This window comes from Cronobacter sp. HA18006, from assembly GCF_011605445.1.
In the GTDB taxonomy this organism is placed as follows: Bacteria; Pseudomonadota; Gammaproteobacteria; order Enterobacterales; family Enterobacteriaceae; genus Cronobacter; species Cronobacter sakazakii.
Window position 1 is genome coordinate 415,791 of sequence record NZ_JAANQB010000020.1, and the last position, 22,400, is coordinate 438,190.

The following is a 22,400-nucleotide window of genomic DNA, read 5'->3' on the forward strand; positions in this document are numbered from 1 at the left end:
TATGATTAAGCAATACCTGCAAGTAACGAAACCAGGCATCATCTTCGGCAACCTGATATCGGTTATCGGGGGATTCCTGCTGGCTTCCAAAGGCAGCATCGACTATCCCCTGTTCCTTTTCACCCTCGTGGGGGTGTCGCTGGTCGTGGCGTCCGGTTGTGTGTTCAACAACTACATCGACCGTGATATTGACCGCAAAATGGAGCGCACGAAAAACCGTGTGCTGGTGAAGGGACTGATTTCGCCGAAAATGTCGCTGGTGTACGCCACCTTGCTGGGTATTGCTGGCTTTATGCTGCTCTGGTTCGGCGCGAACCCGCTGGCGATGTGGCTGGCGGTCATGGGCTTTGTGGTGTATGTCGGGGTCTATAGCCTCTACATGAAACGCCACTCGGTCTATGGCACGCTGATTGGCTCGCTGTCGGGCGCCGCGCCGCCGGTTATCGGTTACTGCGCGGTGACCAACGAGTTCGATACCGGCGCGTTGATCCTGCTTGCGATTTTCAGCCTGTGGCAGATGCCGCACTCCTATGCGATTGCTATCTTCCGCTTTAAGGATTATCAGGCCGCCAATATTCCGGTGCTGCCGGTGGTTAAAGGGATCTCTGTGGCGAAAAACCACATCACCCTTTATATCATCGCCTTCGCCGTGGCGACCCTGATGCTCTCGCTGGGTGGTTATGCCGGGTATAAATACCTGGTGGTGGCGGCAGCGGTCAGCGTCTGGTGGCTTGGCATGGCCCTGCGTGGCTATAAGGCTGAAAACGACAAAGTCTGGGCGCGTAAGCTGTTTGTGTTCTCGATTGTCGCCATCACCTCGCTGAGCGTGATGATGTCCGTCGATTTCATGGTGCCGGATTCACATAATCTGCTGACTTACGTCTGGTAAGTCATCGATGCGAAAAAGGGTGCTGCGGCACCCTTTTTTATTGCTGCAATCTGGCGCTCGTTTTATTGGCAGCATTAATAGTTAACCCTTGAAATATTTTCTAAATAACCCGGCATTTACCCTCCCCTGCCCTCGCACTACACTAAGACCTGCTTTTTATCTGAGGTGGTAATGAACGATAACAAAATGACGCCAGTCGAATTGCGCGCGACATGGGGTTTAGGGACGGTCTTTTCTTTGCGCATGCTCGGTATGTTTATGGTACTGCCGGTCATTACTACTTACGGAATGGCGCTACAGGGCGCAAGCGAAGCGCTGATTGGCCTGGCTATCGGTATTTACGGCCTCGCGCAGGCGATTTTCCAGGTGCCGTTTGGCCTGCTCTCTGACCGCATCGGTCGCAAGCCGCTGATTGTCGGGGGCCTGGCGATATTCGTTATCGGCAGCCTGGTCGCCGCGCTGACCGACTCCATCTGGGGCATTATTCTCGGGCGCGCGCTGCAGGGCTCCGGCGCGATTGCCGCCGCCGTGATGGCGCTGCTTTCCGATCTCACCCGCGAACAGAACCGCACCAAAGCGATGGCGTTTATTGGCGTCAGCTTTGGCATCACGTTCGCCATCGCGATGGTGCTCGGGCCGATTATCACCCACGCGCTCGGCCTGCATGCGCTGTTCTGGATGATCGCAGTGCTCGCCACCGCAGGCATCATCATTACGCTCTGGGTCGTGCCTGACAGCAGCAATCACGTGCTGAACCGCGATTCCGGCATGGTGAAGGGCTGCTTTCGTAAAGTGCTGGCGGAGCCGACGCTGCTGAAGCTTAACTTCGGCATCATGTGTCTGCATATTTTGCTGATGTCGACCTTCGTCGCGCTGCCCGGCCAGCTTGAAGCGGCAGGCTTTCCGGCGGCGGCGCACTGGAAAGTCTATCTCTGCACGATGCTGATTTCGTTTGTCTCGGTGGTGCCGTTTATCATCTACGCCGAAGCGAAGCGCAAAATGAAACGCGTGTTTCTCTTCTGCGTGGCGCTGCTGCTGATTGCGGAAATCGTGCTGTGGGGCGCGGGCCCGCACTTCTGGGAGCTTATCGTCGGCGTTCAGCTCTTTTTCGTGGCGTTTAACCTGATGGAAGCGCTGCTGCCGTCGCTTATCAGTAAAGAGTCGCCGGCGGGCTATAAAGGCACCGCGATGGGCGTCTATTCCACCAGTCAGTTCCTGGGCGTGGCCATTGGCGGATCGCTCGGCGGCTGGGTCGATGGCCTGTTTGACTCGCAAACCGTGTTTCTGGTGGGCGCGCTGCTGGCGACCGTCTGGCTGCTGGTGAGTACGACCATGAAAGAGCCGCCCTATGTCAGCAGTATTCGCGTGGAAATCCCGCCTGAAGTAGCCGCCGATGAGGCGCTCGCGCAGCGTTTACGTGAAAGCTTGGGCGTCAGCGAAGCGATTGTGGTGGCCGATGAGCGTAGCGCGTATCTGAAAATCGACACCAAAGTGACGAACCGCGTTGAGATAGAGCAGCGAATGCTCGGCGTTTAAGTCATGAACAAAGAAAAAGGGCGGAAAACCCGCCCTTTTTTGTGCCGTCGGTTCAACTTACCGCTTAGTCGCGGAAGTTATTGAACTGGAACGGCTGGCCAAGATTGCCGCCGCGCACCAGCGCAATGGTCTGCTGGAGATCGTCGCGGGCTTTACCGGTGACGCGCACCTGCTCGCCCTGGATCTGCGCCTGGACTTTCAGCTTGCTGTCTTTAATCAGCTTCACGATTTTCTTCGCCATCGCGGAATCGATGCCCTGTTTAAGCTTCGCTTCCACGCTCCAGGTTTTTCCGCTGTGCTCGAACTCTTCCGGCACCTCAATAGAGCTGCCTTCGATGCCGCGTTTAAGCAGCTTCGCACGCAGGATATCCAGCAGCTGGTTCACCTGGAAATCGGATTCGCTCGTCACTTTGATGGTCTGATTTTTTTCGTTCAGCTCGAAGCTTGCGGTCACGTTGCGAAAGTCGAAACGGGTCTCGAGCTCGCGCGTCGCGTTCTCTACCGCGTTCTGCACTTCGCGCATATCGACCTCAGAGACAATGTCAAAAGATGGCATGTTTTCTATCTCCCTCACAGTATGTGCGTTGCATAATACCCGCAAAGGCGCATAACACAACCCGGAAACCGGCGGCAGGCGAAAGCCTAAGCGCTCACGTTATAATAGACGTATGACATAACGCCCGGCGCTGTTGCGGGCGAGGAGGAACCATGAAAATTACCGTGCTTGGCTGCGGCGCGTTAGGCCAGCTCTGGATGAGCGCGCTGCATAAACAAGGTCACGAGGTGCAGGGATGGCTGCGGGTGCCGCAATCGTCATACAGCGTGAATCTGCTGGAAACCGACAATAGCGTGTTCCAGCACACCTTTACGACTAACAACACCGGATTTCTGGCAGAAAGTGAGCTGTTACTGGTGACGCTGAAAGCCTGGCAGGTTTCAGATGCGGTAAGCATGCTGGCGACACGGCTACCGGCCGCCAGCCCGATTCTGCTGCTGCATAACGGCATGGGCACGCTTGATGAGCTGCGCGCCGTGCAACAGCCGTTGCTGGCGGGCGTGACGACCCACGCGGCGCGGCGCGAGGGCAATCAGGTGATTCATGTCGCCTGCGGTACTACGCACATTGGCCCGGTTACGCCCGGCGCGCAGGATGACTCCCGGCTGGCGGAGCTGCTTCAGCAGGCGCTGCCGGATGTCGCGTGGCACGATAACGTCAATGCCTCGCGCTGGATAAAGCTCGCGGCCAACTGCGTGATTAACCCACTGACGGCGCTCTATAACTGCCCGAACGGCGACCTGCGCATGCGCCAGGACGAGGTACGCGAGATCTGCGCCGAAGTCGCCCTGGTGATGCAGCGTGAAGGACACCATACGTCGCCGGATAGCCTGCTCTATTACATTAATCAGGTGATCGAGAGCACCGCCGCCAATATTTCCTCGATGCTGCAGGATATCCGCCAGCAGCGTCACACCGAGATAGATTACATCACCGGCTATCTGCTGCGCCGCGCCAGAGCGCATGGCCTGACGCTGCCGGTTAACAGCCGTCTGTATGAACAGATTAAACGCAAGGAGAATGAGTATGAGCGCATCGGCACTGGTATGCCTCGCCCCTGGCACTGAAGAGACCGAAGCGGTCACCACCATCGATTTGCTGGTGCGCGGCGGGATTAATGTCACCACCGCGAGCGTCGCCAGCGACGGCAATCTGACGATCACCTGCTCGCGCGGCGTCCGCCTGCTGGCGGATGCGCCGCTGGTGGAAGTCGCCGACGGCGATTTCGATGTGATTGTTTTGCCGGGCGGCCTGAAAGGTGCCGAAGCGTTTCGCGACAGCCCGCTGCTGGTGGAAACCGTGCGCCAGTTTCATCTCTCAGGGCGGATTGTCGCGGCCATCTGCGCGGCGGCGGGCACGGTACTGGTGCCGCACGAGCTCTTCCCGATCGGCAATATGACCGGCTTTCCGGCGCTGAAAGAGACGATCCCGGACGATCAGTGGCAGGATAAGCGCGTGGTCTGGGATCCGCGCGTCAACCTGCTCACCAGCCAGGGGCCGGGCACCGCGATTGATTTCGCGCTCAAGATTATCGATCTACTGGTCGGGCGCGAAAAAGCGCATGAGGTGGCCGGGCAACTGGTGCTGGCCGCGGGTATTTACAGCTATCGCGATTACTAAGGATTAGCGCTGAATCGGCGTTAGTGCTGAATTGCCGCAAAAAAATCCCCTCGGTCGAGGGGATTTTTGTCTCAGCGCAACGCCATAACGTTACGGACGGTAGACTTTCACGTTCTTAAAGCCCTGCTCCAGCAGGTAAAGCGCCTGCAGACGGCTCATCACGCCGCGCTCGCACCACAGCAGGTACGTTTTGCTCTGGTCGAGATCGCCAAATTTCGTGCTGAGCTTGTAGAACGGCAGCGAAACGACCTCAACGCCTTCAACCACCAGCGGTTTCTCATCCTGCTCATCGACGGAGCGGATATCCAGAATCGCGTCGTTCGGGCCGAAACCGTTAACGGTTTCCACTTCCACCACCTGCTGTTCGGTCTGCTCGGCGATTTCACGGATATCCACATTGGTGGCTTCCGCCACGACGCGGTCGAGGATAGAGAAATCGAAATTCGCCTCTTCGGCTTCGATTTTTCCTTTCACGGCCTTCACGGTCGGGCTTTTTGAAATCACGCCGCAATATTCCGGCATGGTGCGGGCAAAATCTTCGGTGCCGATTTTACGGGCGATATCGATGATGTGCTCTTTGTCGTAAGAGATAAGCGGGCGCAGCACCAGCGTATCGGAGACATTATCGATAAGACGCAGGTTGGTCAGCGTCTGGCTGGAGACCTGGCCCAGCGCTTCGCCGGTGACCAGCGCCTGCACGCCGTAGCGCTCCGCCACTTTCGAGGCGGCACGCACCATCATACGCTTGAGCACCACGCCCATCTGGCCATCGTCCACTTTCTCAAGGATTTCGCCGACGACCGGCTCAAAGTTAATCGCCACAAAACGCACGCGGTGCGAGCTGCCAAAGCGGCTCCACAGATAGTGCGCGACCTGACGCACGCCGATTTCGTGCGCCGCGCCGCCCAGGTTAAAGAAGCAGTAGTGCACGCGGCAGCCGCGACGCATCAGCATATAACTGGAGACGCCGGAATCGAAACCGCCGGAGATCAGCGACAGCACATCTTCCTGGGTGCCGATCGGGAAACCGCCGATGCCTTCGTAGCGGCCTTTGATAAGCAGCAGGCGGTCATCTTCAATCTCAAGATTCACGGTGACGTCAGGCTGTTTGAGTTTGACGCGGGCAGATTCAATATGCTGATTTAAACCGCCGCCGACGTAGCGCTCCACTTCAATCGAGCTAAACTCATGTTGACCGCGTCGCTTAACGCGCACGCAGAACGTTTTCCCTTCGAGCTGCTCACGCCAGTTGGCGAGCGCCTTCTCGAAAATGTCATGCATGTCCGTGAACGGGACGTCGTCCACCTCAAGCACATGGTGAATGCCGGGAATACGGGTCAGGGCGTCAAGCACCGCGTCGTGCTGAGTTTCATCTTTAATACGCACCACGATATGGTCCCAGTGGCGGACCACGGCAAGATTTTCATCGTAGTGTTTCAGGACGTTACGAATATTCCCGGTCAGGATTTTTATAAAGCGCAAGCGCACAGACTGGCTTTTAATGGTGATTTCCGGGAATAATTTAATGATAAACTTCATGGTGGCTATGATTCGTTGGCAAGCCCACCGGGGCTTAGAAAATGGTACAGCAGGCAGAACCGCGCCTGCATCGTGAGCCCGGCAGTATATCATCATCGCGATGTCACTGCGCCTATTACCAACCCACAAGGCGTTATTTGCTAATCTTTGCGTCTCCGCTACCATGCAGTGTCGCTAACATGACCGTTAACCCATAGAGTCAGATATTTACTATGCCGAAGAAAAATGAACAGCCGGCCAGTTTCGAAACGGCCCTGACGGAGCTTGAGCAGATAGTCACCCGTCTGGAAAGCGGCGACCTGCCGCTGGAAGAAGCGCTGAATGAATTTGAGCGCGGCGTGCAGCTCGCGCGCCAGGGCCAGGTAAAACTGCAGCAGGCTGAGCAGCGCGTTCAGATCCTGTTGTCTCAGAATGAGGACGCGCCTCTTACCCCCTTCACGCCGGACGCCGAGTAAACATGGATTTCAGTCAACAGCTTCAGGCGCAGGCCGAGCGGGCCAATCGCGCGTTACAGCACTTTATCGGCGAGCTGCCGTTTCAGAAGAGTCCACTGGTTGAGGCGATGCTCTACGGCACATTATTAGGTGGTAAACGCCTGCGCCCGTTTCTGGTGTACGCCACTGGCGAGATGTTTGGGGTTAACCCGACCGCGCTGGATGCCCCGGCGGCAGCGATTGAGTGTATTCACGCCTATTCGCTGATGCATGACGATCTGCCCGCCATGGACGATGACGATCTGCGTCGCGGACAGCCGACCTGCCATATTCGCTTTGGCGAAGCGAGCGCTATTCTTGCGGGCGACGCCCTGCAAACGCTGGCGTTTTCGATTTTAAGCGACGCGCCGATGGAAAACGTGGCGCTGCGCGACCGGCTCGCGATGGTGTCTGAGCTCGCGAAAGCCAGCGGTGTGGCAGGCATGTGCGGCGGCCAGGCGCTCGATCTCGAAGCCGAAGGCCAGCAGGTGGATCTCGACGCGCTTGAGCGTATTCATCGCCATAAAACGGGCGCGCTTATTCGCGCCGCCGTGCGAATGGGCGCGCTGTGCGCGGGCGATAAAGGCCGCGACGCGCTGGTTTATCTCGACAGCTATGCAGACAGCATCGGCCTTGCCTTCCAGGTACAGGATGACATTCTGGATGTGGTGGGCGATACTGCAACCCTTGGAAAACGCCAGGGGGCCGATCAGCAACTTGGCAAAAGCACCTACCCCGCCCTGCTGGGTCTTGAGCAAGCCCAGGCGAAAGCGCGCAGTCTGTGCGATGACGCCCTGGCGGCGCTGGCGCCGCTGAAAGCACAAGCGCTGGATACCGCGACACTGGAAGCGTTAGCGAATTTCATAATCCAACGTGATAAATAAACGTATAACACCACGATGAGTCTCTGATGAGTTTTGATACTGCCAAATACCCGACCCTGGCGCTGGTGGACTCCACTGCGGAGCTTCGCCTGTTGCCAAAAGAGAGTTTGCCGAAGCTGTGCGACGAGCTGCGTCGTTACCTGCTCGACAGCGTAAGCCGCTCCAGCGGACACTTCGCCTCCGGGCTTGGCACGGTGGAACTCACCGTGGCGTTGCATTACGTCTACAACACGCCGTTCGACCAGCTTATCTGGGACGTGGGTCATCAGGCGTATCCGCATAAAATCCTGACTGGCCGCCGGGACCGCATCGGCACTATCCGCCAGAAAGGCGGCCTGCACCCGTTCCCGTGGCGCGGCGAGAGCGAATATGACGTATTGAGTGTCGGCCATTCGTCCACCTCCATCAGCGCCGGTATCGGCATCGCCGTCGCCGCGGCGCGCGAAGAGAAAAACCGCCGCACCGTCTGCGTGATCGGCGATGGCGCTATCACCGCAGGGATGGCGTTTGAGGCGATGAACCACGCGGGCGATATTCGCCCGGATATGCTGGTTATCCTGAACGACAACGAGATGTCGATTTCCGAGAACGTGGGCGCGCTTAATAACCACCTGGCGCAGCTGCTTTCCGGCAAGCTCTATTCGACGCTTCGCGAAGGCGGCAAGCGCGTGTTCTCTAACGTTCCGCCCATCAAAGAGCTGCTCAAGCGTACCGAAGAGCACATCAAAGGCATGGTCGTGCCGGGCACACTGTTTGAAGAGCTGGGCTTTAACTATATCGGCCCGGTGGATGGCCACGACGTGCTGGGGCTGGTGAATACGCTCAAAAACATGCGTGATCTGAAAGGCCCGCAGTTCCTGCACATCATGACCAAAAAAGGCCGTGGTTATGAGCCAGCGGAAAAAGATCCGATCACCTTCCACGCCGTACCGAAATTCGATCCGGAAAGCGGCACGCTGCCGAAAAGCAGCGGCGGTCAGCCGAGTTATTCGAAGATTTTCGGCGACTGGCTGTGCGAAACCGCAGCCAAAGACGACAAGCTGATGGCTATCACGCCCGCCATGCGCGAAGGCTCCGGCATGGTGGAGTTCTCCCGCAAATATCCGGCGCAATACTTCGACGTGGCGATCGCCGAGCAGCATGCGGTGACCTTCGCGGCGGGGCTGGCGATTGGCGGCTATAAGCCGGTCGTTGCGATTTACTCCACGTTCCTGCAACGCGCGTATGACCAGGTTATCCACGACGTCGCTATCCAGAAGCTGCCGGTGCTGTTCGCTATCGATCGCGCAGGCATCGTCGGCGCTGACGGCCAGACGCACCAGGGCGCGTTCGATCTCTCCTATCTGCGCTGCATCCCGGATATGGTTATCATGACCCCGAGCGATGAAAACGAGTGCCGCCAGATGCTGTTTACCGGCTATCACTACAACGACGGCCCGAGCGCCGTTCGCTATCCGCGCGGCAACGCGCTTGGCGTGACGCTGGAGCCGCTCCAGAAACTCCCCATCGGCAAAGGCGTGGTGAAACGCCACGGTGAAAAAGTAGCGCTGCTCAACTTTGGTACGCTGCTGCCGGAGGCCACGCAGGCCGCTGAAGCGCTGAACGCCACGCTTGTGGATATGCGTTTTGTGAAGCCGCTTGATGAAGCGCTGATTATGGAGCTCGCCGGGCGTCACGAGGCGCTGGTCACCATCGAAGAAAACGCCGTGATGGGTGGTGCCGGTAGCGGCGTAAACGAAGTGCTGATGGCGAAGCGCAAACCGGTGCCGGTGCTGAATATTGGCCTGCCGGATCACTTCATTCCACAGGGTACGCAGGACGAAGCGCGCGCCGAAATTGGCCTGACCGCGTCGGGCATCGAACAACGCGTGCGGGACTGGCTCGCCTGATCCCTGCTCTGTTTCCGCTCCTGCTATGCTTAACGGTGACCTTTGTGACCCTAAAGCAGGAGCGGAACCATGCAATACAAGCAATTAGGAAAAACCGACCTTCAGGTTTCCCGTCTGTGCCTGGGCTGTATGACTTTTGGCGAGCCGGACCGCGGTAATCACGCCTGGACTCTCCCCGAAGAAAGCAGCCGCCTTATCATCAAACACGCCATTGACGGCGGCATTAACTTCTTCGACACCGCCAACAGCTACTCCGACGGCAGCAGCGAAGAGATTGTTGGCCGCGCGCTGCGCGATTTCGCGCGCCGTGAAGAGGTCGTCGTCGCCACCAAAGTTTATCACCAGGTCGGCGACCTGCCGCAGGGGCTTTCCCGCCCGCTGATCCTGCGCTCGATTGACGACAGCCTGCGCCGCCTCGGTATGGACTATGTCGACCTGCTGCAAATCCATCGCTGGGACTACGACACGCCCATTGAAGAGACGCTGGAAGCCCTGAACGAAGTGGTGAAAGCCGGTAAAGCGCGCTATATCGGCGCGTCGTCCATGCACCCGCACCAGTTTGAACAGGCGCTGCGGCTGCAAAAAGAGAACGGCTGGGCGCCGTTCGTCACCATGCAGAACCACTACAACCTGATTTACCGTGAAGAAGAACAGGAGATGCTGCCGCTCTGCTATCGCGAGGGCGTGGCCGTAATTCCGTGGAGCCCGCTGGCGCGCGGGCGTCTGACCCGCCCGTGGGGCGAAACCACGGCACGTCTGGTTTCCGATGAGTTCGGCAAAACGCTCTACAGCGAAACCGAAGAGAACGATGCGAAAATCGCTGAACGGCTGGCGTTCATCGCTGAAGATAAAGGCGTGAGCCGCGCCCAGGTGGCGCTGGCCTGGCTTTTAAGCAAACCCGGCGTTGTCGCACCGATTATCGGTGCCTCGCGCGAAGAGCAGTTGCAGGAGCTGATTGAGGCGGTTGACGTGACGCTCACCCGTGAAGAGATGGCCGAGCTGGAGACGCCTTACAAAGCGCACCCGGTGGTGGGTTTTAAATAAGCCAGTAAAAAAACAGCCCTCGTCGCAGAGGGCTGTTTTCGTTAAATCAGGCCGATGGGCCAGTGATGCCCAATCCAGTAGAGAAGCCCCGCCGAGATAATCCCCGCGACGATATCATCCACCATGATCCCCATACCGCCGTGAACGTTACGGTCAAACCAGCGGATAGGCCAGGGTTTCCACATATCGAAAATACGGAAAATCACAAACCCGGCAGCGACCCACTGCCAGTCATTCGTCGGCAGCGCCATCAGCGTAATCCACATGCCGATAAACTCATCCCAGACAATACTGCCGTGGTCATGTACGCCCATATCTTTGGCGGTCTGATGACAGAGATAGACGCCAAGACTAATGCCAAACATCACCACCAGCGAGTAGAGCTGCCAGGGTAAAAAAGTCATCAGGTACCAGAACGGGATCGCCGCAAGCGACCCCATCGTGCCCGGTACCCACGGGCTTAAACCGCTGCCAAAGCCGGTGGCGAGCAGATGCCACGGATTGCGTAAATTTAAGCGGCTTTTAGCAACATCCTTATTAAATGTGCGTTTCGAAGTGGTCATATCCTTTCCAGTCGAGCGTTACCGGCGCGCCATCACGTAAAAATACCATGCCTTCCGACGCCGTGGTCAGCTGGCCGATGCAGGTTACGGGCACGCCAAGATGGCTCACCGCCACCTCCAGCGCGCCGCGATTAAGCTCCGATACCGTAAAGCAGAGTTCATAATCCTCACCGCCCGACAACGCCCAGCGCAGCGCCTGCTCCGGATCAACATGGCGGGAGAGCGCGTCGGAGTAAGGCAGATCGTTAAGCTCAATGCGCGCGCCGCAGTCGCTCGCCTTTAGGATATGCCCGAGATCGGAAATCAGCCCGTCCGAGAGATCGATAGCGGCGCTGGCGAGCCCGCGCAGTGCCTGACCATGCAGCACGCGCGGCGTCGGGCGCAGATGGCGTTTGACCAGATAGCCTGCGTCGCTGGTATCTTCGACGTGAAGCCGCTTTTGCAAAATCGCGAGCCCGGCCGCGCTGTCGCCCGGCGTGCCGGTGATAAACACCCAGTCGCCAGGCCGTGCGCCGGAGCGCTTCAGCGCCCGTCCGGCGGGAACAAAGCCGTGAATGCCGAGCGTCATGGAGAGCGGGCCGCGGGTGGTATCGCCGCCGATAAGCTGCATATCGTAATAGTTAAGCTGTTCAAAAAGGCTGTCGCTGAACGCTTCAAGCCAGGTCTCGTTCACCTCCGGCAGGGTCAGCGCCAGCGTCAGCCACGCCGGATCGGCACCCATCGCCGCCAGATCGCTGACATTCACCGCCAGCGCCTTATAGCCGAGATCGCGCGGATCGATATCCGGTAAAAAGTGAATACCCGACACCAGCGTGTCGGTGCTGATAGCCAGGGTTTGCTTCTCCGGCACGGTCAATAGCGCGCAGTCGTCGCCAATGCCGGTCTCGACATCAAGACGAGAGCTTCTGACCCGATCGAAGTAACGTGCAATCAGGGAAAACTCACCGCATGACATAAGGTTACGCCTCAACAGATAAGAAGAAGAAAAGGCCGGGATCCCGGCCTCAGAAAGCAGAAGAAGAACCGCAGTTTCTTCGTATTGATGACCATAGTAGACAATCGCCAGCTTTTCGTCTGCCTTAAGCACAGAACGGTAAAAGAAAACGAGCGTCAGGTCTCGCCTGCCGATGGCAGGCGGAAATTACTTTTTGTTAGGGCGGATGTGCGGCGCGGCTTTATCGAGCACGCCGTTGACGAACTTATGGCTGTCTTCAGCACCGAAGACTTTCGCCAGCTCAATCGCTTCGTTGATGGCCACTTTGTACGGCACATCATCACGTTTTGAGAGTTCGAACAGCGCGATGCGCAGCACCGCTTTCTCCACCTGGCCCAGCTCTTCGAGCTGACGGGACAGGTACGGCTTCATCAGGCCGTCGAGATAGCCGCTGTTGGTCGCCACCCCGGAGAGCAGTTCGCGGAAATACATCACGTCCACATCTTTGACATCCTGTTCCGCCAGGAACTGGTATTCAACATCGGCGATGTCATTGTGGGACAACTGCCAGGAGTAAAGCGCCTGGACGGCACACTCACGGGCGCGGCGACGAGCAGCAGGTTTCACGGAATTCCCCTTACAAAAAAATCAGGCCTGGATAGCCTTCAGGACATTAATCATTTCAAGCGCGGTCAGCGCCGCTTCGGCGCCCTTGTTCCCGGCTTTAGTGCCAGCGCGTTCGATGGCTTGTTCAATACTTTCAGTGGTGAGTACGCCAAAAGCTACCGGGATTTCGCTGTGCTGCGCCACGTGGGCCAGACCGTTGCTGGCACCGCCGGCAACATATTCGAAATGCGCGGTGCCGCCGCGAATCACCGTACCGAGCGCAATCACCGCGTCATATTTTGCGGTTTTCGCCAGCGCCTGAGCCGCCAGCGGCAGCTCGTAAGCGCCCGGCACCCACACGACGGTGATATTTTCATCTTTTACCTGACCAATGCGTTTCAGGGCGTCGATAGCGCCTTCCAGCAGACTGTCGTTGATGAAGTTGTTGAAACGCGCAATGGCGATGGCGACGCGAGCGTCCGGGGCAGCAACGGTAGCTTCAATAATGTTCATACTCTTACCTTAGGGTTATGTAGCCCCCGCAGGGGGGCGGATTTTATCATACTCTTTCGCGCACTGCTTACGTTTTACATCCCGCCAGTCAGGCGAGCGTCAGGCGCAGGCGCAAATCGGGGCCGACCTGAACGGCATCGCGAAATTCCAGACGCGGCGCGTCGGCGAGCCGCTCAAGTCCTCGCAGCGCAAATAGCCCGCGGGCCTCGCTGCCGAGCAGTTTCGGCGCCATATAAACAATCAGCTCATCCACCAGCCCCGCCTGCAGGAGCGCACCGGCGAGCTGCGGGCCCGCTTCAACCCACAGACTGTTCACCTGGCGTTTGCCAAGCTGCATCATCAGCAATACCAGATCGAGCTTGCCGTTGTGCACTGGCGTCGGCAGTTGTTCCACGCCCTCTGGCCAGACGGTGTCGTCCGGGCAGGCGCGGGCAAGCCAGGTCTCGCCGGGCTGATTGACAATCTTATGCGCGGGCGTGACCTGATTCTGCCGGTCGAGCACGATCCGCAGCGGCTGGCGCAGGTTTTCACGCGGATAAACCGCCTGCGTTTCTTCGCCGAGTTCGTCCCAGCGCACGGTCATTGACGGATCGTCGGCCAGCACCGTGGCGCTGGTAGTGAGGATAGCATGGCTTTCAGCGCGCAGACGCTGCACGTCGCGGCGGGCCTGCGGCGAGGTTATCCACTGACTTTCGCCGCTCGCCATCGCCGTGCGGCCGTCAAGCGACGCGCCGAGCTTGAGCTGAATAAACGGAAAACCGGTGCGCATGCGCTTGAGAAAGCCTTTATTGAGCGCTTCGGCCTCGCTCATCATCAAACCGTGGCTGACCTCAATTCCCGCCTGCTGAAGACGATACAAACCGCGGCCCGCCACCTGTGGGTTCGGATCCTGCATCGCCGCGACAACGCGCGCGACGCCCGCGTTAATCAGCGCATCGCAGCATGGCGGCGTGCGTCCGTGGTGGCTACAGGGTTCAAGCGTGACATACGCGGTAGCACCGCGCGCCTTGTCGCCCGCCATACGCAGCGCATGCACTTCGGCGTGCGGCCCGCCAGCGCGCAGATGAAAGCCTTCGCCGACGATTACGCCCTCTTTAACAATCACGCAGCCCACACGCGGATTCGGATGCGTGGTAAAACGTCCCTGGCCCGCGAGCTTAAGCGCGCGCGCCATGTAAAATTCGTCAGACATCAGTTAATCCTGTAAGCGGGCGATCTCTTCGCCGAATTCGCGGATATCTTCAAAGCTGCGGTAGACCGACGCAAAACGGATATAGGCGACTTTATCGAGCTTTTTAAGCTGCTCCATCACCAGATTGCCGATAAGTTTGCTCGGCACTTCTCGCTCACCGGTCGCGCGCAGATGGGATTTGATATGGTTGATGGCCATCTCCACGTCATCGGAGCTGACCGGGCGTTTTTCCAGCGCTTTCTGCATGCCGCTGCGCAGTTTGTCTTCATTAAAAGGCTCGCGCACGTCGTTGCTTTTCACCACGCGCGGCATGACCAGTTCCGCGACTTCAAAGGTCGTGAAACGTTCATTACACACCAGGCACTGGCGGCGGCGGCGCACCGAGGAGCCCTCTCCCACCAGGCGGGAATCGATCACTTTAGTGTCAACGGCGAAACAGAACGGGCAATGCATAGCGCTTCCTGACTGAAAAAGTTAACTGAACAACAGTTTACCCTGAACTGGCAGGACTACAAAGACGCAACCTTTTTGAGACAAAGGCGCTATGCCGGACGCGCCGTTACGCTCTACCATAAAAAGACCGCCACTCTTTCAGGAAAAGCGAACAATGACAACACGTTATCTGAAATGGTCTATCGTCGCCAGCGCGCTGGCTTTGAGCGCCTGCGCCCCGCAAAGCGAAGTACGCCAGATGCACCAGAATGTCAGCACGCTCAATCAGGAGATGACGAAGCTCAAGCAGGAGACCGTCAAAATCACGCAACAGAACGCGCTGAATGTGAAATCGAAAAGCGGCGTTTACCTGCTGCCGGGCTCCAACACGCCCGCTCGCTTAAGCAGCCAGCTCGGTATGCTGAAAATGTCGCTGCGTAACGTCACGGCGGGCGCAAACGGCACACAGGCGACGCTGTTTATCCAGAGCGAATCCAGCGAGGCGCTGCCCGCCTTTACCGGCACCGTCGAATGGGGCCAGTTACAGGGCACCACCGAAAATTATCAGGAAGTGAACGTGCAGAACCAGCCGTTCAGCGCACCCGCCAGCACGCTGGCACCGAGTGATGTTTCCATTCCCCTGACGCTGACCGGCATTACGCCAGAACAACTGGGCTTTATCCGCGTGCATGATATTCAGCCGCTTATCGCTGGTGACGCCGTCGTCACGCCCTGAGAGCCTCACCATCTGCGGCGCGGGGTTTGTTACATTCGCGCCGCTCGCTTTTCTTGCTTTTCTCGCGTCGTAAATTCTTCATTTCATCCCTGCCGCTTCGCAAAAATGGTGTAACAGGAGTTGGCTTAGTTCCCTTATGCCGCTAGAATCCGCGTTCCGATGTACGCAAACGTGAACGCAATCGATTACGTACATGACAAGAATGTGAAACGCCACATATTTTTGTGAGGCTGGATACTTATAATAGGCAGCACAATTTATGCGGCGGCGGATTATCCGCGTTGCGCGAAAGCATTACTCCACCCAGAAATGGGGATTTCCTGAAAACAGTGGCTCTATTATGAAAAAAATTGTTTTAGCTGCCGGTGCAGCCCTGGCGCTCTCCACCTCTTTTACTGCCGGCGCGGCAGAAACCAGCAATAGTGAGTTTGTTTCCGACTGGTGGCACCAGAGCGTTAACGTGGTGGGCAGCTACCACACGCGCTTCGGACCGACCATCCGCAACGATACCTATCTGGAATATGAAGCGTTCGCCAAAAAAGACTGGTTTGATTTCTACGGCTACGCTGATGCCCCGGTCTTCTTCGGGGGTAACACCGATGCCAAAGGGATCTGGAACCACGGTTCCCCGCTGTTTGTGGAGATCGAACCGCGCTTCTCTATCGATAAGCTGACCGGCACCAGCCTGGCGTTTGGCCCGTTCAAAGAGTGGTATTTCGCAAATAACTATATCTACGATATGGGCCGCAACGCTTCTGGCCGTCAGAGCACCTGGTATATGGGTCTTGGTACCGATATCGACACCGGCCTGCCGATGAGCCTCTCCCTGAACGTGTACGCTAAATACCAGTGGCAGAACTACGGTGCAGAAAACCAGAACGAATGGGATGGCTACCGCTTTAAAGTGAAATACTTCGTGCCGATCACCCAGCTGTGGGGCGGCAACCTGAGCTATATCGGTTTCACCAACTTTGACTGGGGTTCAGACCTCGGCGATAAGAGCGGTTATGCGCTCAATGGCGTGAAATCCCGCACTAACGATTCCATCGCCTCCAGCCATATTCTGGCGCTGAATTACGATCACTGGCACTACTCCGTGGTCGCGCGTTACTGGCACAACGGCGGTCAGTGGAACGATGATGCGCAGTTAGCCTTCACCAACTACAACACCCGCACTACGGGCTGGGGTGGTTACCTGGTGGTAGGTTACAACTTCTAAGCTTTACCCCGGTGAACGTGTAAAAAAGCCAGCCTCTGCTGGCTTTTTTTATGGGCGTTGATTATCGCGCCCTGCTGTTACGCCACAGATGTACGCGCACCGCCTCTTCTGCCCTCTTTATCCCTTATCAAGGCGAAAAAAAACCGCAGGCCTGAACCTACGGTTTTATTAACGTGTAACGCTGCTGCGCGATTACGGCAGAAGAGACGGTTGATCCGCGCCCTCTTTTTCCACCTTCTGCTGCAACAGATGTTCACGCTTCATGCCAAGCTTCAGCGCCAGAGCGGAAGCGACATAAATTGACGACGCCGTACCGATAGAGACACCGATAAGCATGGTCAGCGAGAAGCCCTGCAGCATCGCGCCACCGAACAGATAAAGCATCAGGATCACGACAAGCGTCGTACCGGATGTGATTAACGTCCTTTGCAGCGTCTGGGTCAGCGACACGTTAAAGATTTCGTAAGGCGTTCCGCGGCGGATCTTGCGGAAGTTCTCACGAATACGGTCAGAAACCACGATGCTGTCGTTGAGAGAGTAACCAATAACTGACATCAGCGAGGCGATGATGGTCAGGTCAATCTCAATCTGGAACAGCGACAGCACGCCCATGGTGATAATGACGTCGTGCGCCAGCGCGATAACCACACCAGTTGCCAGACGCCACTCAAAGCGGAACCCGACGTAAACCAGAATGGAGAGCAGCGCGACCAGCAGCGCCATCGCGCCCGCCTGAGCGAGGTCAGCGCCTACGCTCGGGCCGACAAACTCGATACGCTTCACCGCCGCGTTCTGGCCAGTGGCCTGGTTAATGACGTTCACCACTTTGGTGCCGAGTGCCTGACCGCCGGTTTCCCCCTGGGCAGGCGGCATACGAACCATGATGTCGCGGCTGCTGCCGAAGTTCTGCAGCAGCGGCTCTTCAAAGCCCGCTTTTACCAGCGACTCGCGCATTACATCCAGATCCGCCGGTTTTTCCAGGCCAATCTCGATAACCGTACCGCCGGTAAAATCGAGACCCCAGTTAAACCCGCGTACGCCCATCACCACGATAGAGGCGACAAGCAGCAGGCCGGAAATGGCGAAGGCCCAGTAGTCCCAGCGCATAAAGTCATAGACTTTGCGGCCGTGGTTCAATTGTTCAACAGTATATTCCTGTGCCACAACGCACTCCTCAGATAGACAGCTTGTTGATGCGTTTGCCGCCGTACAACAGGTTCACAATGGCACGGGTACCGACAATAGCGGTGAACATGGAGGTCGCCACGCCGATACCGGTCGTGATAGCAAACCCTTTAATCGCGCCGGTCCCCACTGCGTACAGGATGATGACCTTAATCAGCGTCGTGACGTTGGCGTCGAAAATCGAGCTGAACGCCCCACGGTAACCTTCGTCAATCGCCTGCTGCACCGAACGGCCGTTGCTGAGCTCTTCTTTAATACGCTCGTTTATCAGCACGTTCGCATCCACCGCGACCGCAAGGGTTAACACAATCCCCGCGATACCCGGCATGGTGAGCGTCGCGCCCGGCAGCAGCGACATAATGCCGACGATCAGCACCAGGTTTGCCAGCAGCGCCGTGGTGGCGATAAGACCGAACTTCTTATAGAACAGAATCATGAACAGAATGGAGACCGCGAGGCCCGCCAGACATGCTTCCAGACCCTGAGTGATGTTCTGCATACCCAGCGTCGGGCCAATGGTGCGCTCTTCCACAATCTGAATCGGCGCAATCAGCGCGCCCGCACGCAGCAGCAGCGAAAGCTGACGCGCTTCGTTCGGGTTGTCGATGCCGGTAATCACGAAGTTCTGACCCAGACGCGCCTGAATCGTCGCAACGTTGATCACTTCTTCCTGTTTTACCAGGATGCTGCGGCCGTTGGCGTCTTTCTTACCGCTGTCCTTATATTCCACAAAGAGCGTCGCCATCGGTTTATGGATGTTGTCTTTGGTGAAATTGGACATGATATTACCGCCCGCACTGTCGAGCGAAATATTCACCTGCGGCATGTTGTACTGGTCAACGCCGGAGGTGGAATCGGTAATATGGTCACCGGTCAGGATAACGCGTTTGTACAGCACAACCGGCTGGCCTTCACGGGTCATCTTCACTTCAGAATCGCCTGGAACACGGCCTGCCGCGGCGGCAGAACGGTCAACAGAGCTGTTAACCAGACGGAATTCCAGCGTCGCGGTCGCGCCGAGGATTTCTTTCGCGCGAGCGGTATCCTGAATACCCGGCAGCTCAACCACGATGCGGTCAGCGCCCTGACGCTGCACCAGCGGCTCGGCTACGCCCAGCTGGTTCACGCGGTTACGCAGGATGTTAATGTTCTGCTGAACAGCGTATTCACGCGCTTCGCGCAGACGCTCATCAGACATCACCGCGCGCAGGCTGTTATCGCCCTGGCTTGAGATAACCATGTCGCGGTGGCGGCTCGTCAGGTAAGAGACCGCGGCGTCACGGATATCGCTGTCACGGAACTGAATCGTCACGCCGTAGTTATCGGCTTTACGCACGTTCGTCCAGCTCAGCCCTTTCTCGCGCAGATCGCTGCGCAGGCTGTCCATATTCTGTTCCTGGAGCTTGCCAAGCGCGGTGTCCATATCCACTTCCATCAGGAAGTGAACGCCGCCGCGCAGGTCGAGACCCAGTTTCATTGGTTCGGCGGAAATAGCGGTAAGCCAGCGTGGGGTGGCAGGCGCGAGGTTAAGCGCGACGACGAATTGATCGCCCATCGTGCTCATCAGCGCTTCACGAGCGCGCAGCTGAGTATCGGTGGAGTCAAAGCGCGCAAGAATTGCGCCCTCTTCCAGAGCCACAGATTTCGCGGAAATTTTTTCTTTTTGTAACGTATTCTGGACCTGGATCAGCGTTTGCTCACTGGCGGCGACGCCGCGCGCGCCAGTGATTTGAACAGCCGGATCCTCACCATACAGGTTGGGAAGTGCATAAAGCAGGCCGACGATAAGCACGGCGACCAGCATGAGGTACTTCCACAAAGGATAACGGTTTAACACGGCAGTTCCCTTTGGGAAAACAATGAATTACAGCGCCTTCATGGTGCCTTTCGGCAGGACGGCTGCGACGAAGTCACGCTTGATAACCACTTCGGTGGTGTCGTTCAGAGCGATAGCAATGTAGCCGTTTTCCGCTACTTTGGTCACGCGACCCACCAGACCACCGTTAGTGAGCACTTCATCCCCTTTAGCGATGGAGTTCATCAGGTTTTTATGCTCTTTGGTACGCTTCTGCTGCGGACGCAGGATCATGAAATAGAAAATCAGACCAAACACGACCAGCATCAGGATCAGAGACATCGGGCTGCCCTGCGCCGGCGCACCGCCAGCGGCTACCGCGTCAGAAATAGAAAAGCTCATTCAAATTCCCTCATTATTAAATTAATCAACGTTCAACGGTGGCACCGGCCGCCCCTGGCGTTGGTAGAAATCCGCGACGAAGTGCTCTAATTTACCCTCTTCGATAGCCTTGCGTAAACCAGCCATTAAGCGCTGATAGTGGCGAAGGTTATGAATGGTATTGAGCCGCGCGCCCAGTATTTCGTTGCAACGGTCAAGATGATGCAAGTAGGCGCGTGAATAATTGCGACAGGTATAGCAATCACACTCAGGATCCAGCGGCCCCGTATCGCTTTTGTACTTCGCGTTGCGGATTTTCACTACGCCTTCGGTGACGAAAAGATGGCCGTTACGCGCGTTGCGCGTCGGCATGACACAGTCGAACATATCGATGCCGCGACGCACGCCTTCGACCAGATCTTCCGGCTTGCCCACCCCCATCAGGTAGCGCGGCTTGTCCGCCGGGATCTGCGGGCAGACATGCTCAAGAATGCGGTGCATATCTTCCTTCGGCTCACCGACAGCCAGGCCGCCGACAGCGTAGCCATCAAAGCCTATCTCTACCAGACCTTTCACGGAGATATCGCGTAAATCTTCGTAAACGCTGCCCTGAATAATGCCGAACAGCGCGTTTTTGTTGCCGAGGCTGTCAAAGCGGTCGCGGCTGCGTTTCGCCCAGCGCAGAGACATCTCCATAGAGCGCTTCGCATAATCCCAGTCTGCCGGGTACGGCGTGCACTCATCGAAGATCATCACGATGTCAGAACCGAGATCGAACTGGATCTCCATCGATTTTTCCGGGTCGAGGAAGATAGGATCGCCGTTGATCGGGTTGCGGAAATGCACGCCCTGCTCGGTAATTTTGCGAATATCGCCCAGGCTAAAGACCTGGAAGCCGCCGGAATCGGTCAGGATCGGGCCTTTCCACTGCATAAAATCGTGCAGGTCGCCGTGCAGTTTCATGATCTCCTGGCCTGGACGCAGCCAGAGGTGAAAGGTATTGCCGAGGATAATCTGCGCGCCGGTGGCTTCCACTTCTTCCGGCGTCATGCCTTTGACGGTGCCGTAGGTGCCCACGGGCATAAACGCCGGGGTTTCCACGACGCCGCGATCAAATACCAGGCGGCCGCGGCGCGCGCGGCCATCGGTCGTATCAAGTTCGAATTTCACGTTTTTCTCCACATCAGAGAGACAGTCTGATGATTAATGTTACAGAGTGAGGGCGCCCCTCACCCCGGCCCTCTCCCGTTAAGGAGAGAGAAAAAAGCGGCAAGCGCCCGGTTATTCGCCCGGACGCTCGTTAATGGCCTGCGGATTGTACGTGATATACATCGCATCACCGTAACTAAAAAAGCGATACTCCGCTTTTACCGCTTTGCGGTAGGCGTTCATGGTGTGCTTATAGCCCGCGAACGCAGACACCAGCATGATTAGCGTCGATTCCGGCAGGTGGAAGTTGGTCACCAGCGCGTCGATCACTTTGTACTGATAGCCCGGATAGATAAAGATCTGGGTATCGCCGAAAAACGGCGCGATAAGCGCGTCTTGCGCTGCCTGCGCGGCGCTCTCAAGCGATCGTACCGATGTCGTGCCCACGGCGACGACTTTATTACCGCGCGCTTTCGCGGCCAGCACCGCGTCGACCACCTCCTGCGGCACTTCGGCGTATTCAGAGTGCATCACGTGATCTTCGATGCTCTCAACGCGTACCGGCTGGAACGTCCCCGCGCCGACGTGCAGCGTGACAAACGCCATCTCAATGCCTTTCGCGCGCAGGCGCTCAAGCAGCGGCTCATCAAAATGCAGGCCTGCGGTCGGTGCCGCGACAGCGCCCGGTTTCTGGCTGTAAACGGTCTGATAAAGCTCGCGGTCAGCCTCTTCATCCGGGCGCTCAATGTAAGGCGGCAGCGGCATATGGCCGATGCTGTTCAGAATATCCAGCACCGGGCGCGCGTCATTAAACTGCACTTCGAACAGCGCGTCGTGGCGCGCGGTCATCGTGGCGTTTACGCTTTCATCATCGCCCAGCAGAAGTTCCGCGCCCGGCTTCGGCGCTTTAGAGGCGCGGATATGGGCCAGCACGCGATGATCGTCGAGCATACGCTCTACCAGAACTTCAATTTTGCCGCCGCTCGCCTTGCGGCCAAAGAGGCGCGCCGGGATCACGCGGGTATTGTTAAACACCAGCAGATCGCCGGGGTTGAGCTTATCGAGCAAATCAGTGAAAGTGCCGTGCGTGAGATCTCCCGTCGGCCCGTCGAGCGACAGCAGGCGACAGGCGCTACGCTGGGCTTGCGGATAGTGAGCTATCAGGGATTCGGGTAATTCAAAGGAGAAATCGGTCAAACGCATGGCTGGAACTCTGACTTAAAAAACAGGCGGCTAGTCTAGTGCCGGGGCGCGCTCCCTGCAAC

General features: G+C 57.4%; 23 protein-coding genes. 10 read left to right on the forward strand and 13 right to left on the reverse strand.

The features are described 5' to 3' along the window. Position 1 precedes the first annotated feature (1 nt). Both cyoE and G9X48_RS11030 read left to right on the forward strand, forming a co-directional pair. Entirely contained in the window at positions 2–889 is an 888-nt protein-coding gene (gene cyoE, locus G9X48_RS11025; protein ID WP_007705361.1) for a heme o synthase, read from the forward strand. Between the two features lie 171 nt (positions 890–1,060). Continuing rightward, positions 1,061–2,425, forward strand: a complete 1,365-nt coding sequence (locus G9X48_RS11030; protein WP_097641902.1) for an MFS transporter — start codon at positions 1,061–1,063, stop codon at positions 2,423–2,425. Positions 2,426–2,489: 64 nt separating this feature from the next. Here G9X48_RS11030 and G9X48_RS11035 read toward each other — a convergent pair whose 3' ends face one another. After that, the gene (locus G9X48_RS11035; protein WP_097641901.1) at positions 2,490–2,981 is read right to left on the reverse strand and encodes a YajQ family cyclic di-GMP-binding protein; all 492 of its coding nucleotides are present in this window, start codon (positions 2,979–2,981) and stop codon (positions 2,490–2,492) included. A gap of 152 nt (positions 2,982–3,133) precedes the next feature. On the opposite strand from G9X48_RS11035, the gene panE reads away from it, so the two are divergent. Next, entirely contained in the window at positions 3,134–4,048 is a 915-nt protein-coding gene (panE, locus tag G9X48_RS11040; protein ID WP_087600718.1) for a 2-dehydropantoate 2-reductase, read from the forward strand. Next, positions 4,008–4,601, forward strand: a complete 594-nt coding sequence (gene yajL / locus G9X48_RS11045; RefSeq protein WP_004387745.1) for a protein deglycase YajL — start codon at positions 4,008–4,010, stop codon at positions 4,599–4,601. The genes panE and yajL overlap by 41 nt, the downstream gene beginning before the upstream one ends. A gap of 90 nt (positions 4,602–4,691) precedes the next feature. Here the strand turns inward: yajL and thiI are convergent, their stop codons facing one another. Continuing rightward, a complete protein-coding gene (gene thiI, locus G9X48_RS11050; RefSeq protein WP_032989172.1) occupies positions 4,692–6,140 on the reverse strand; it encodes a tRNA uracil 4-sulfurtransferase ThiI in 1,449 nt (482 codons plus the stop codon). 212 nt (positions 6,141–6,352) lie between these two features. Here thiI and xseB point away from each other — a divergent pair, with 212 nt between their 5' ends. The 4 genes from xseB (at position 6,353) to G9X48_RS11070 (ending at position 10,430) form a co-directional block, all read left to right on the forward strand. Further along, positions 6,353–6,595 carry an exodeoxyribonuclease VII small subunit gene (gene xseB / locus G9X48_RS11055; protein WP_004387747.1) on the forward strand — a complete coding sequence of 81 codons (243 nt, stop codon included), beginning with the start codon at positions 6,353–6,355 and terminating at the stop codon, positions 6,593–6,595. 2 nt (positions 6,596–6,597) lie between these two features. Further along, positions 6,598–7,497 carry a (2E,6E)-farnesyl diphosphate synthase gene (ispA, locus tag G9X48_RS11060; protein WP_004387748.1) on the forward strand — a complete coding sequence of 300 codons (900 nt, stop codon included), beginning with the start codon at positions 6,598–6,600 and terminating at the stop codon, positions 7,495–7,497. Positions 7,498–7,523: 26 nt separating this feature from the next. Further along, positions 7,524–9,386 carry a 1-deoxy-D-xylulose-5-phosphate synthase gene (gene dxs / locus G9X48_RS11065; protein WP_012125497.1) on the forward strand — a complete coding sequence of 621 codons (1,863 nt, stop codon included), beginning with the start codon at positions 7,524–7,526 and terminating at the stop codon, positions 9,384–9,386. Positions 9,387–9,455: 69 nt separating this feature from the next. Further along, positions 9,456–10,430 carry an aldo/keto reductase gene (locus G9X48_RS11070; RefSeq protein ID WP_032989171.1) on the forward strand — a complete coding sequence of 325 codons (975 nt, stop codon included), beginning with the start codon at positions 9,456–9,458 and terminating at the stop codon, positions 10,428–10,430. Positions 10,431–10,471: 41 nt separating this feature from the next. Here the strand turns inward: G9X48_RS11070 and pgpA are convergent, their stop codons facing one another. The 6 genes from pgpA to nrdR all read right to left on the reverse strand — a co-directional run bounded on the left by pgpA (position 10,472) and on the right by nrdR (position 14,691). After that, on the reverse strand, positions 10,472–10,993 hold the full coding sequence (gene pgpA, locus G9X48_RS11075; RefSeq protein ID WP_004387751.1) for a phosphatidylglycerophosphatase A: 522 nt from the start codon (positions 10,991–10,993) through the stop codon (positions 10,472–10,474). Continuing rightward, on the reverse strand, positions 10,968–11,948 hold the full coding sequence (gene thiL, locus G9X48_RS11080; RefSeq protein ID WP_032989266.1) for a thiamine-phosphate kinase: 981 nt from the start codon (positions 11,946–11,948) through the stop codon (positions 10,968–10,970). Before thiL ends, pgpA begins: the two co-directional genes overlap by 26 nt. A gap of 186 nt (positions 11,949–12,134) precedes the next feature. Then, positions 12,135–12,554, reverse strand: coding sequence for a transcription antitermination factor NusB (nusB, locus tag G9X48_RS11085; protein ID WP_004387753.1), 420 nt, complete (start codon positions 12,552–12,554; stop codon positions 12,135–12,137). A gap of 21 nt (positions 12,555–12,575) precedes the next feature. Beyond that, on the reverse strand, positions 12,576–13,046 hold the full coding sequence (gene ribE / locus G9X48_RS11090) for a 6,7-dimethyl-8-ribityllumazine synthase (RefSeq protein ID WP_004387754.1): 471 nt from the start codon (positions 13,044–13,046) through the stop codon (positions 12,576–12,578). A gap of 88 nt (positions 13,047–13,134) precedes the next feature. Beyond that, positions 13,135–14,238 carry a bifunctional diaminohydroxyphosphoribosylaminopyrimidine deaminase/5-amino-6-(5-phosphoribosylamino)uracil reductase RibD gene (ribD, locus tag G9X48_RS11095; RefSeq protein WP_097640790.1) on the reverse strand — a complete coding sequence of 368 codons (1,104 nt, stop codon included), beginning with the start codon at positions 14,236–14,238 and terminating at the stop codon, positions 13,135–13,137. Between the two features lie 3 nt (positions 14,239–14,241). Then, entirely contained in the window at positions 14,242–14,691 is a 450-nt protein-coding gene (gene nrdR, locus G9X48_RS11100) for a transcriptional regulator NrdR (protein ID WP_004387756.1), read from the reverse strand. 154 nt (positions 14,692–14,845) lie between these two features. Between nrdR and G9X48_RS11105 the strand changes: the two genes are divergently transcribed. Beyond that, on the forward strand, positions 14,846–15,406 hold the full coding sequence (locus G9X48_RS11105) for a DUF3251 domain-containing protein (RefSeq protein WP_007865183.1): 561 nt from the start codon (positions 14,846–14,848) through the stop codon (positions 15,404–15,406). Positions 15,407–15,746: 340 nt separating this feature from the next. Next, a complete protein-coding gene (locus tag G9X48_RS11110; protein ID WP_012125503.1) occupies positions 15,747–16,625 on the forward strand; it encodes a nucleoside-specific channel-forming protein Tsx in 879 nt (292 codons plus the stop codon). A gap of 192 nt (positions 16,626–16,817) precedes the next feature. Here G9X48_RS11110 and secF read toward each other — a convergent pair whose 3' ends face one another. The 5 genes from secF to queA form a co-directional block, all read right to left on the reverse strand. Then, the gene (gene secF / locus G9X48_RS11115) at positions 16,818–17,789 is read right to left on the reverse strand and encodes a protein translocase subunit SecF (RefSeq protein ID WP_088275777.1); all 972 of its coding nucleotides are present in this window, start codon (positions 17,787–17,789) and stop codon (positions 16,818–16,820) included. 10 nt (positions 17,790–17,799) lie between these two features. Then, positions 17,800–19,647: a protein translocase subunit SecD gene (gene secD, locus G9X48_RS11120; RefSeq protein WP_004387761.1), complete on the reverse strand. Its 1,848-nt coding sequence runs from the start codon at positions 19,645–19,647 to the stop codon at positions 17,800–17,802. A 27-nt stretch (positions 19,648–19,674) separates the two neighbouring features. Then, on the reverse strand, positions 19,675–20,007 hold the full coding sequence (gene yajC / locus G9X48_RS11125; RefSeq protein WP_004387762.1) for a preprotein translocase subunit YajC: 333 nt from the start codon (positions 20,005–20,007) through the stop codon (positions 19,675–19,677). A gap of 21 nt (positions 20,008–20,028) precedes the next feature. After that, positions 20,029–21,156 (reverse strand): tRNA guanosine(34) transglycosylase Tgt, encoded by a 1,128-nt coding sequence (gene tgt, locus G9X48_RS11130; protein ID WP_004387763.1) that lies wholly within the window; start codon positions 21,154–21,156, stop codon positions 20,029–20,031. A gap of 111 nt (positions 21,157–21,267) precedes the next feature. After that, entirely contained in the window at positions 21,268–22,338 is a 1,071-nt protein-coding gene (gene queA / locus G9X48_RS11135; protein ID WP_097640791.1) for a tRNA preQ1(34) S-adenosylmethionine ribosyltransferase-isomerase QueA, read from the reverse strand. Positions 22,339–22,400: the final 62 nt, after the last annotated feature.